At 71.3% G+C, this 11156-nt stretch carries 11 protein-coding genes; 6 read left to right on the forward strand and 5 right to left on the reverse strand.

What is annotated here, in order from left to right; genetic code table 11:
- Window positions 1–138 precede the first annotated feature (138 nt).
- Together ACZ4S3_RS24440 and ACZ4S3_RS24445 are read left to right on the forward strand one after the other, a co-directional pair.
- A complete protein-coding gene (locus tag ACZ4S3_RS24440; protein ID WP_467937600.1) occupies window positions 139–498 on the forward strand; it encodes a hypothetical protein in 360 nt (119 codons plus the stop codon).
- A gap of 31 nt (window positions 499–529) precedes the next feature.
- Entirely contained in the window at window positions 530–1090 is a 561-nt protein-coding gene (locus ACZ4S3_RS24445) for a hypothetical protein (protein WP_467937545.1), read from the forward strand.
- A 30-nt stretch (window positions 1091–1120) separates the two neighbouring features.
- Here the strand turns inward: ACZ4S3_RS24445 and ACZ4S3_RS24450 are convergent, their stop codons facing one another.
- Window positions 1121–1756 carry a hypothetical protein gene (locus ACZ4S3_RS24450; protein ID WP_467937547.1) on the reverse strand — a complete coding sequence of 212 codons (636 nt, stop codon included), beginning with the start codon at window positions 1754–1756 and terminating at the stop codon, window positions 1121–1123.
- 168 nt (window positions 1757–1924) lie between these two features.
- Here ACZ4S3_RS24450 and ACZ4S3_RS24455 point away from each other — a divergent pair, with 168 nt between their 5' ends.
- Window positions 1925–2731 carry a class I SAM-dependent methyltransferase gene (locus ACZ4S3_RS24455; RefSeq protein WP_467937549.1) on the forward strand — a complete coding sequence of 269 codons (807 nt, stop codon included), beginning with the start codon at window positions 1925–1927 and terminating at the stop codon, window positions 2729–2731.
- Window positions 2732–2798: 67 nt separating this feature from the next.
- Here ACZ4S3_RS24455 and ACZ4S3_RS24460 read toward each other — a convergent pair whose 3' ends face one another.
- The 3 genes from ACZ4S3_RS24460 to ACZ4S3_RS24470 all read right to left on the reverse strand — a co-directional run bounded on the left by ACZ4S3_RS24460 (window position 2799) and on the right by ACZ4S3_RS24470 (window position 6546).
- Window positions 2799–4202, reverse strand: coding sequence for a M1 family metallopeptidase (locus ACZ4S3_RS24460; protein ID WP_467937551.1), 1404 nt, complete (start codon window positions 4200–4202; stop codon window positions 2799–2801).
- Window positions 4203–4307: 105 nt separating this feature from the next.
- The gene (locus ACZ4S3_RS24465; protein ID WP_467937602.1) at window positions 4308–5813 is read right to left on the reverse strand and encodes a SulP family inorganic anion transporter; all 1506 of its coding nucleotides are present in this window, start codon (window positions 5811–5813) and stop codon (window positions 4308–4310) included.
- A gap of 301 nt (window positions 5814–6114) precedes the next feature.
- Window positions 6115–6546: a hypothetical protein gene (locus tag ACZ4S3_RS24470; protein ID WP_467937553.1), complete on the reverse strand. Its 432-nt coding sequence runs from the start codon at window positions 6544–6546 to the stop codon at window positions 6115–6117.
- 260 nt (window positions 6547–6806) lie between these two features.
- On the opposite strand from ACZ4S3_RS24470, the gene ACZ4S3_RS24475 reads away from it, so the two are divergent.
- From ACZ4S3_RS24475 to proC, 3 genes are all read left to right on the forward strand, one after another.
- Complete coding sequence (locus tag ACZ4S3_RS24475; RefSeq protein WP_467937555.1) at window positions 6807–7751, forward strand: ABC transporter ATP-binding protein; 945 nt, start codon at window positions 6807–6809, stop codon at window positions 7749–7751.
- Window positions 7748–8542: an ABC transporter permease gene (locus ACZ4S3_RS24480; protein WP_467937557.1), complete on the forward strand. Its 795-nt coding sequence runs from the start codon at window positions 7748–7750 to the stop codon at window positions 8540–8542. The genes ACZ4S3_RS24475 and ACZ4S3_RS24480 overlap by 4 nt, the downstream gene beginning before the upstream one ends.
- A 93-nt stretch (window positions 8543–8635) precedes the next feature.
- Window positions 8636–9445: a pyrroline-5-carboxylate reductase gene (proC, locus tag ACZ4S3_RS24485; RefSeq protein WP_467937559.1), complete on the forward strand. Its 810-nt coding sequence runs from the start codon at window positions 8636–8638 to the stop codon at window positions 9443–9445.
- A 45-nt stretch (window positions 9446–9490) separates the two neighbouring features.
- On the opposite strand, the gene trpS is transcribed toward proC, so the two are convergent.
- Window positions 9491–10534: a tryptophan--tRNA ligase gene (gene trpS / locus ACZ4S3_RS24490; protein WP_467937561.1), complete on the reverse strand. Its 1044-nt coding sequence runs from the start codon at window positions 10532–10534 to the stop codon at window positions 9491–9493.
- Between the last annotated feature and the right edge of the window lie 622 nt (window positions 10535–11156).

Genomic DNA, 11156 nt, shown 5'->3' on the forward strand with positions numbered 1-11156 from the left:
TGCACGTCCGAAAATGCCCTGCGTCGTGGGCATCGACAGGCAACGCATCAGTCACCAACGGGGGAACACGAAATGACCGCACAGGAGCATCAGCGCTACCTGGATCTGGACGCGATCGTCGGCGACCTGGACGACGACATGGACGGCTCCGTGGACGGCCCCGAGGACACCGGCACGGGCAGTGGCAGGGGCGACGGCACGGCCAGTGGCGCCGACGGCGGCGCGGCGACCGTCCAGGCGGCCACCCGCCGCTCCTTCCGCGTCGCGCCCGGCTACCGGGTCAAGGTCCGCAAGGGCCCCAGCACCAGCGCCGCGGTCGTCCGGCAGCTGGCGGACGGCGCCTGGGTCGAGATCCACTGCCAGCGGCACGGCCAGCGGGTGAGCGGCCCCTACGGCACCACCGACATCTGGGACAACATCGCACCCGGCCAGTACGTCTCCGATGCCTATGTGCGGACGGGCAGTAACGGGCCGGTCGCACCGAGCTGCACCAGCTGAGAGCGGTGGGCCGCCGGGGATAATCGATGCCATGAGCGATGAGCGGACGGTGCCCGGCGGCAACGACCAGGGCGGCCCGGAGCGCGGCGGCCCCGAGCACGGCGGCCCGGAGCCGGAGGCGATCCGGTTCTTCGGCACCACCTGGGTCCATCACGACGGCGGCTACGCCCTGCGCCGGGCCGCCGTCGCGGTGGGCTCCCTCGCGCTCGCCGCGGCCGGCGCGCTCGTCCTGCGCTTCGCCTTCCAGGGCCTGGAATTCGGCAACATCGGCCCGCTCGTCAGCATCCTCGTCGTCGGCGGCTTCGCCGTCTGCAGCGCCCTCGCCTTCCGCCGCACCTGGGAAGGCTTCGCCCGGCGCCCCGACCCCTCCACCGAGAGCGCCGCCGACACATCCGGGCAGAGCCTGATGCTCATCGGCTTCATCGGCTCGCTCCTGGCCTACTTCTGCCGCAGCCTTGTCGAGGCCCCCGGCGAGAAGCTGCGCCGCGCCGAGTACGCATCGGCCCGCGAACGCCACGCACGGCGGCGCGACGCCCGCACCGGCAACCCGGCCGCGAAGAAGTCCAAGCCGAAGGGCAAGAAGCGCCGCTAAGGCGTGCGGCCGGCCAGAGCGTCCGGTCCGTTACGGCGTCCGGCCCGCCGCTACGGTGTGCCGTCCCCGCCCCGCGCGTACCTGCTCGCCCTCGTCCGGCACCGCGTCCCGCGGCGGCTGCCAGGCCATTCCGCCCAGTTGGCCCGCGCCCCGGTAGGCACAGGTGCCGTACTCGGTCACCGCGACCGGCTTGCCGTGCGCGAAGTGCCCGCGCAGCTCGTCCCGGAAGGTGCCGGCGTTGTACGCGGCCCGGTACGCGTCCACGCCGACGACATCGAACGGCGCCCAGTCGACCGACTCCCAGGGCCCCGAGGCATAGGTGATCCGGCCACCGAAGGGCGCCCGGACCGTTTCCGCCGTCTCCGCTAGAAATGCATTGAGCCGTTCCTTTACCGGCGCCAGCGACAGCCACCAGTCCATATCGGCGGTGACCATTGCCTGCAGCCGGTCGGCGTATGTCTCCCCGGGAAGGAAACCGTGGCAAAAAGCGCTCAGCTCGCACCCGGCGACAAACACCACCTCGGTGCCGTCCGCCCGAACGTTCTCCGCCCGCTCCGCGCAATCCGCGAAGAACGGCAGCAGCTCCTCGGGCCCGAGATCCACCGGAAACGGCGCGAACCACACCTCGAGACCCGCCTCGGCGGCATACCGCGCGGCAACGCTCAAACGCTCGGGACGCCCGCCCGAAATCCGTACCGCATCGCAGTGCAACTCACCGGCGATGTCGTGGCGCTTACGCCCCTGTTGCCCCTCTGGCCGGATCCCATCGGTCGGAGGGGCAAAGCGTGAGTAATTCCCGGGCACCCGCCCCGTACCGCAGGCACGATGACGCGTATGCCCCACCACCCCCACCAAGACCACCCACCCCAGCCCGCCACCCACGCCGCCCGCGCCCGCTCCTTCGACACGGTGGCCGCCCAGTACGCCGCAGCCCGCCCCGGCTATCCCCCGGAACTCTTCGACGCGATCGAGGAGCTGGCCGGCCGCTCCCTCGAAGGGGCCCGGGTGCTGGACGTCGGCGCCGGAACCGGCATCGCCACCGGACTGCTCGCCGCGCGCGGCGCCCAGGTCACCGCTGTCGAACCGGGCGCGGGAATGGCGGACCGGCTGCGCGCCGACCTCCCCGCCACCCCGCTGGTCCGTGCCCTCGGTGACGCCCTGCCGTTCTCCGACGCCGCGGCCTTCGACCTCGTCTGTTACGCCCAGGCCTGGCACTGGACCGACCCGGCGCGCTCGGTCCCGGAGGCCATGCGGGTGCTGCGGCCCGGCGGCGCGCTCGCCCTCTGGTGGAACACCCCCCACCGGGACACCGGCTGGGCCGCCGACCAGGACGCCCGGCTCGCCCGGCGGCTGCCCCGCTACGACCGCCACCGCATCACGGACGACCCCGACACCCTCTTCCGCCGCCACGGCCTGCGGCCCGCGTTCCGGGCGGCGGACTGGACCCGGCCGGTCTCCCTCGACACCCATCTCGCGATGCTCGGCAGCCATTCGCAGTTCGCCGTCACCGACCGCGCGACCGTCGCCGCCATCCTGGAGGACGAACGGGCCGCCCTCCTGGAGGTCTTCCCGGACGGCATCGTCCAGGAGGAGTACGGGGTCGACCTCACTGTCACACTCCGCCCGGCCGAGCCGTCCTAGAGGCAGGCCGCGGCCGGCGGGGCGCCGGATACGAGGCAAAGGAGCGAACGGGCGGCACGTCCGGGTCTCAGAACGTCCGGTCCGGCTTGCCCTTCCCGTACAGCCACACGTCGAAGAGCTCCTTGAGATCCTTGTCCGTCCGCGCCTGGCAGAAGGCGATGAAGTCCGCCGCATCGGCATTGCCGTACCGGTACTTGGCGGGCCACTCCTTGAGGATCTTGAAGAACGTCTTGTCGCCGACGGCGTCCCGCAGCTGCTGCAGCACCATGGCGCCGCGGTAGTAGACGGGATCCCCGGTCACGTTCTTCGCCTTGCCCGGCTTGCCCGGCGGGAAGTCCCAGAGCTCGTCCTTCGGGCCCTTCCGGTAGAGCTTGTCGAACTGCTCCTGGGGCGTCTTGCCGCCCTCGCGCTCCTGCCACAGCCACTCGGTGTAGGTCGCGAAGCTCTCGTTGAGCCAGGCGTCCTGCCAGGTCTTCGGCGTGACCGAGTCGCCGTACCACTGGTGGGACATCTCGTGCACCACGGTCACGGTGTCCGGAGCCCCCGCGTAGATCGGCTTTGTCTGGGTCTCCAGGGCCAGCCAGTCGACCCGCGGCGGGGTGTTGTCCACGATCGCGCCGGCGGAGCGGAAGGGGTACGGGCCGAACAGCCCCTGCTCCCACTTGATGATCTCCGGCAGCCGGCTCAGCGCCTTCTTGCTGCGTGCTTCCTCCGCCGGGTCCACCGCCTCGTACAGCGGCAGCCCGTCGGGTGTACGGGACTCCGTGAAGCGGAACCGCCCGATGCCGGCGGTCGCCAGATAGCTGGCCATCGGCAGGCCGTTGTGCCAGACGAACGTCGTGTGGCCCTTGACGGTCTTCCTCGACTGCAACTCCCCGTTGGCGACGGCCGTGTACCCCTTCGGCACGGTGATCGTGAAGTCGTAGGTGGCCTTGTCGCCGGGGTGGTTGTTGCCCGGGAACCACGCCATGGACCCCTCCGGCTCCCCGGCGACGAACGCACCGTCCGCTGTCTTGACCCACCCCTCCTTCGACTTGTCCGGGTCCGTCATCTCCTGCGGGGTCCCGCTGTACTCGACGGTGGTGCGGAACGTCGCGCCCTTCTTGAGCCCGGTGGCCGGCCGGACCGTCAGCTTGTGACCCTTACGGGAGAAGTCGGCGTCCTCGCCGCCGACCTGCACGCCGGACACCTTCAGCCCCTGCAGATCGAGCTGGAAGGACCGCAGATCCTGGGTGGCTTTGGCGGTGATCCGGGCGGTCGCGTCCAGATGGCGCTTGTGCACGTCGTAGTCGAGGCCGAGCCCGTAGTGGGTGACCTGATAGCCGCCGTTGCCGAGCGCCGGGAAAAGCGGGTCGCCCACTCCGCCGGAGCCCGCCGCCCCTGTCGCCCCGCTCGTGCAGGAGGACAGCAGCAGGGCGACGGACAGCGCGGCGGTAGCGCCGCAATAACGCAAGGGCCGGCGGGTCGTCACAGCACTCCCAGGGTCGGTGATCTGCAAGTTCTCCGACCCTACGACCCTTCTTGCCGTAACACGGTTCCCTTCCGGGTAGCGGACGTTATGGAGCGAAGAGTTCCGTTATCCGTGGGTGCCGCCCGCGGACCGGCCGCCTCCGCCGACGCTTCCCGCCCCGGCCGGGCGCCGCTGCTCGGCCCAGCTGCCGAGCGCGGCCGCACACGCATGGTCGAGATGCCGCAGCCCGGACAGATCCAGCTCGATCTCCCGGTCCCGGGGCAGCGCCTCCAACTGGTCCAGCAGCTTCGGCAGCCGCAGGAACGTGGCATACCCGACCGCCCGTACGCGCAGCGGCCGCCCGGACTCGGGGGTCTCGCCGGCTCCCTCCGTCCCCACGATCTCCAGATGTACGTGCGAGGTCTCCCACGCCGACTTGGCGACGGCCATCAGCAGCCCCAGCAGTACCCCCTCGAACATATTGGTCGCCACGATCGCCACCGCCGTCGCCGCCAGCACCACCGCCTCACCGCGGTGCTCCCGCCACAGGGGCCGCAGTTCGCGCACGGGGATCAGCTTCCAGCCCGCATGCACCAGGACTCCGGCCAGCGCCGCGACCGGCACCACCCCCAGGGCTGCCGGGAACGCCGCCGCGAACACGAGCAGCCAGATGCCGTGCAGCACCCGCGAGGCCTTGGTCCGCGCGCCCGCCCGCACATTGGCGGCGCTACGGACGATCACCGCGGTCATCGGCAGCGCCCCGAGCAGCCCGCAGACCGCATTGCCCGCGCCCTGCGCCATCAGCTCCTTGTCGTAGTCGGTACGCGACCCGTCGTGCAGCCGGTCCACCGCGGCCGCGCTGAACAGCGACTCGGCCGACGCGATCAGCGCGAACGCCAGCACCGTGCCCAGCACACCGACGATCGCCCCCGCCTCCGCCAGCCGGGCGAAATCCGCACCGCCCGGCGGCTGTACGGCCTCCAGCAGCCCCTGCACCTCGACCCGGGCCACCGGCAGATCCAGTACGAACACGGCGACCGTCGCCAGCACCACCGCCACCAGCGGAGCGGGCAGCGCCTCCGCCGCCCGCCGCCAGCGCGGCCACAGCAGCAGCACAAGGATGGTCAGCGTGCCCACCGCCAGCGCCGCCAGACCCGTGTCGGACCCGGCCGTCTCGATCGCGAGCCCCGGCAGCCCGCCCACATTGGCCGGTCCGTTGCCGGGCGCCTTGGCATCCACCAGGGCGTACAGCTGACCGGCAATCAGCACCAGCCCGATCCCCGCCAGCATCCCCTGCACCACCGCCACGGAAATGGCCCGGAACCACCGCCCGAGCCGCAGCGCCCCCATGACCAGCTGGAGCACACCCGCCGCCAGCACCAGCGCCCCGAGCGCGCCGAGCCCGTACTCCTGCACGGCCTCGTAGACCAGCACGGTCAGCCCGGCGGCCGGCCCGCTGACCTGCAGACTGCTGCCGGGCAGCAGCCCGGTGAGCAGCCCCCCGACGATCCCGGTGACCAGTCCCAGCTCGGCCGGCACCCCGGACGCGACGGCCACCCCGACACACAGCGGGACGGCCACCAGGAAGACGACGAGCGACGCGGTGAAGTCGGCGCGCCAGATGGGGAACATCCGCGGGGCGAGCCGCGGGGACAGGTGCGCGGATATGTACGCGGACATCTGCGGGAAAAGCTGCCGGTGTTTCTGCATGAGGGTTGCCTCCAGCGTGACGAGATGCGGTGGCGCGCGACGCGGCCGCACGCATGCGGAGGTGCATGCGGAGGCGGCTGTGGATACGGACGCGGATGCGCAAGCGGATGCGCATACGGATGCGGATGCGGATGCGGATGCGCGCGACGCGGCGCCATGACGGTGACGGCTGGATCCGTCGGAATGCGCGGGCCGGGGAAGGCCCTGGGGCAGCGCTCAGCTCTCAGCAGCGGAAGACGTGATGCCGGACCGGCAGCTCGCCGGATCTCGACAGGGGCACGGCCCGCTGCCCGGTCAGCGGTACGGACACGGGCAGCCCGCCGGATTCCCGTACGGGGCAGGCGGTCGACAGGGGAGTGGTCAACGGCGCCGGTGCGGACACCGCGGCCGCCGACCGCCCGCCACGGCGGGGCCGGCAGCGATGGGCGCCGGCCTCCGGGCGCTCGTGGGAATCGAGCGCCAACAGGGTGGCGGCCGGGGTGCCGGGACCGGGCTCGCCGAGTGCGGACCGTGCGGCCGCTGTGCCCCCGCCGTTCGCCTCCCCGTACGCGTACACCCCCCCCGCAACGACCGGCATCAGAAGGACCACGGCCACGACGGCCAACAGGAACCGGCCGAGGCCACGTATCTGGCTGCTGGGTCGGCTGCCGGCCATCCTCGCCCCTTCCGGTTCCGGCGCCTTCGGCGCGTTTCGGTGTGGCTGGACAGTGCCCTCCATTGTGTCCAAGAGGACACGCTCCGTCGCAACTCGGCATGTAACCGCCATGTAAACGCGGAACTGCCGAAAAGGAACGATCAGCTCCGATCGCCCCGGCGTCCGCCGGCGCGCGGCACCGCCCATCACGCGCCCCGCAGTCAGGATCGCCGGCCCCCGACCGCTTGACGGTCACTCCACCCCGGAGCATTATTCATCGCATGATGAATTACTCCAGCGACCCGGCAGATCCACCAGACCCAGCCGGATCGACAGGCCCGGTCGGCTCGACAGACCCAGCCGGATCGGCAAGCCCAGCCGGATCACCCGCCCCAACCGATCCAGCCGCCCCGCCCGCCCCAGCCGTCCGCGCCCGCAACCTCACCGCCGTACGAGGCGGCCGCACCGTCCTCGACGACCTGGCCTTCGACGTCCCCCGCGGCCGGATCACCGGCCTCCTCGGCCCCTCCGGCTGCGGCAAAACCACCCTGATGCGGGCCATCGTCGGCACCCAGGCCGAGGTCACCGGCACCCTCGACGTCCTCGGCAGCCCCGCCGGCCACCCCCGCCTGCGCCCCCGCATCGGCTACGTCACCCAGGACCCGGCCGTCTACGACGACCTCACCGTCCGCCAGAACCTCGACTACTTCGCCGCCGTACTGCACCCCGGCCGCGCCGCCCGCGCCGAACGCCGCGCGCGCGTCACCCGCGCCATCGAGGACGTCGACCTCGCCTCCCACGCCGACGTCCTGGCCGGCAACCTCTCCGGCGGCCAGCGCAGCCGCGTCTCCCTGGCCGTGGCCCTCCTCGGCACCCCGGAGCTCCTGGTCCTCGACGAGCCCACCGTCGGCCTCGACCCCGTCCTCCGCCGCGACCTGTGGACGCTCTTCCACACCCTCGCCGCCGACCGGAACGTCACCCTCCTCGTCTCCTCCCACGTCATGGACGAGGCCGAGCGCTGCCACCGCCTCCTGCTGATGCGCGAGGGCCGCCTCCTGGCCGGGGGCACCTCCCGCACGGACTACGGCGGAGAGGCCCCCGAGGCCCTGTGCGCCCGCACCGGTACCGCCACCGTCGAGGCCGCCTTCCTCCACCTCGTGGACCGGGCCACGGCGGCGGCCACCGGCCCCCGGCAGCCCGCATCCGCCAAGGAGCCCACCCCATGACCACCACCACCGGCACGCCCACCACCGGCACGCCCACCACCGGCCCCCTCCTCCCCTCGGCCTCCCGGACCCTCTCCACCACCACCCGGGTCCTGCGCCAGCTCCGCCACGACCCCCGCACCATCGCGCTGCTGCTCGTCGTCCCCTGCGCGCTGCTCGCCCTGCTCCGCTACGTCTTCGACGCCCACCCGGCCACCTTCAACACCATCGGCGCCTCCCTCCTCGGCATCTTCCCGATGATCACGATGTTCCTGGTGACCTCCATCGCCACCCTCCGCGAACGCGCCTCGGGCACCCTGGAACGCCTCCTGGCCCTGCCCCTCGGCAAGGCCGACCTGATCAGCGGCTACGCCCTCGCCTTCGGCCTGCTCGCGATCGTCCAGTCCGCCCTCGCCACCGCCCTGTCCGTCTGGCTCCTCGGCCTCGACGTCACCGGCTCCCCCTGGCTGCTCCTGCTGGTGGCCGTCCTGGACGCCCTCCTGGGCACCGCCCTGGGCCTCTTCGTCTCGGCCTTCGCCGCCTCCGAATTCCAGGCTGTCCAGTTCATGCCCGCCGTCCTGATGCCCCAGCTCCTCCTCTGCGGCCTCTTCACCCCCCGCCACGCCATGCAGCCGGCCCTGGAAGCGCTCTCCGACGTCCTCCCGATGTCCTACGCCGTGGACGGTATGAACGAGGTCCTCACCCACCCCGACATCACCGGCCTCTTCCTCCGCGACGCCGCCATCGTCACGGGCTGCGCCCTCCTGGTCCTCGGACTGGGCGCCGCCACCCTCCGCAGGCGTACGGCCTGACCCCCGCCGTCCCACGCCCACACCCGTACCCGCGCCCGCCACGGTGCGAGGATGGCCGAAACGGCCCACTCCACCGGAAGGTGACCCCGCACCATGACCCAGAAGGTTGCAGTCCTCGGCACCGGAAAGATCGGCGAAGCCCTCCTCAGCGGAATGATCCGCGGCGGCTGGGCCCCCTCCGACCTCCTGGTCACCGCCCGCCGCCACGAACGCGCCGAGCAACTCCACGCCCGCTACGGCGTCGAGGCCGTCAGCAACCCCGAGGCCGCCAAGTCCGCCGACACCCTCATCCTGACCGTCAAGCCGCAGGACATGGGCACCCTCCTGACCGAACTCGCCCCGCACATCCCCACCGACCGCCTGGTCATCAGCGGCGCCGCCGGCATCCCCACCTCCTACTTCGAGGAACGCCTGGCCACCAACACCCCCGTCGTACGGGTCATGACGAACACCCCAGCCCTCGTCGACGAGGCGATGTCCGTCATCTCCGCCGGCACCCACGCCACCGCCGCCCACCTCAGCCTCGCCGAGGAGATCTTCTCCACCGTCGGCAAGACCCTCCGCGTCCCCGAGAGCCAGCAGGACGCCGCCACCGCCCTCTCCGGCTCCGGCCCGGCCTACTTCTACTTCCTCGTCGAGGCCATGACCGACGCGGGCATCCTCCTCGGCCTCCCCCGCGACAAGGCCCACGACCTCATCGTCCAGGCCGCCATCGGCGCCGCCGTCATGCTCCGCGACAGCGGCGAACACCCCGTAAAACTCCGCGAGAACGTCACCTCGCCGGCCGGCACCACCATCAACGCCATCCGCGAACTCGAAAACCACGGCGTCCGCGCCGCGATGATCTCGGCCCTGGAGGCGGCCCGGGACCGCAGCCGCGAACTGGCATCGGGCAACGGCTGACGCGACAGCGGGGCGCCACACCACGCGCGCCCCGCCCCGCCGCACCTACGCCAGCAGCCCCACGGCCCGGTACGCGGCATCCACCCGCGGCCGCGCCATCCGCCGCGCCCGCTCGGCCCCACCCTTCAATACGGAATCGACGTACCCCCGGTCCGCGGCCAAGGCGGCATGCCGCTCCCGCACCGGCCGCAGCATCTCCACCACCGCATCCGCCGTGTCCCTCTTCAAGGCCCCGTACGAGCTGTACGCCCCGGCCAGCTCCCCCGGATCCCCGCCCGTACAAGCGGCCAGCACATCCAGAAGATTCGCCACCCCCGGCCGCTCACCGGGCTCGTACCCCACACCACCACTCCCACCGTCACCACTCCCCGCATCCGTCACCGCCCGCATCACCTTCTTCCGCACCACCTCCGGCTCATCCAGCAAATAGACGATCCCCGCGGTCCTGACCTGCTCCGACTTCCCCATCTTCGACGTCGGCTCCTGCAGATCCATCACCCGCGCCGCCACCTTCGGATGCGTAGCCTTCGGGACCACGAACGTCTCCCCGTACCGCCGGTTGAACCGCATCGCCAGATCCCGCGTCAGCTCCAGATGCTGCGCCTGGTCCGCCCCGACCGGCACCTCCTGCGTCCCGTACGCCAGGATGTCCGCCGCCATCAGCGCCGGATACGTCAGCAGCGACAGCCGCACGCTCCCACCCCGGGCCGCCTCCTGCGCCGCCTTCTCCTTGTACTGCACCATCCGCCGCATCTCACCGTCGGAGGCCGTGCACTCCATCAGATACGACAGCCGCGCATGCTCATCCACATGGCTCTGCACAAACACCGTGCATCGCTCCGGATCCAGCCCCGCCGCCAGCAGCAGCGTCGCCGCCTGCCGGCTCAGCCGGCGCACCCGCGCCGGATCGTGCTCCACCGTCAAGGCATGCAGATCCACCACACAGAACAACGCCTCGGCCCGGTGCTGATCCACCTCGGCCCACCGCCGGATCGCCCCCAGGTAGTTCCCCAGCGTCAGATGCCCCGTCGGCTTCACCCCACTGAAGATCCGCGGCCCGGCACCACTCATCGCCCGCGCACTCAACATCCATCTCTCCCCTACGTAGTCCACGCCGTCGACAGGACACGGGACCGCCGCCCTCACCGGCCGGCTACGAGATGGAGATACGCAAACGGCCGCCGAAGCGGCGGCCGTGGTCATGCATGCGCAGTGGTTCGGCCGCCGTCAGGCGGCCCACCACAGCTGTACAAGCGCATGCGCAGTCATGCGCCCCAAAGTACCCCTCCAACCCCCGCCCGGCACGGGTTTGAAGCACCTCACCCCCTCGTGTAGTGTTCTCCGAGTTGCCACGGAGCCCATCAAGCCCCAGGCAGCCATCCCGCCGCTTCGCGGCACACCACTACTGCACGGCCCCTCAACGGGAGCGATTTCGGCATGCCGAAATTCGATTCCAGACTCGATTATGAGTCACCGAGGAATTCCGCTAAAGTAGTGACCCCGACAGGGAATCGGAACTGAATTCGAACCGGAAACGGAACGAAATCGGATCTGATACAGTCGGAAAGGCCGGAAAGCGAAAGCCGGAAGGCCAACCCCGCTCCAACAGGGGGCCAGAGACGGAAACGGATCTGGTAAGGTTGGAAACGCGAAGAAGCCGAAAGGCGGAAACGCACCGGCGAAAATCAGGACCGCGAGGATCTGATAGAGT

This window comes from Streptomyces sp. NPDC028368, assembly GCF_055565615.1.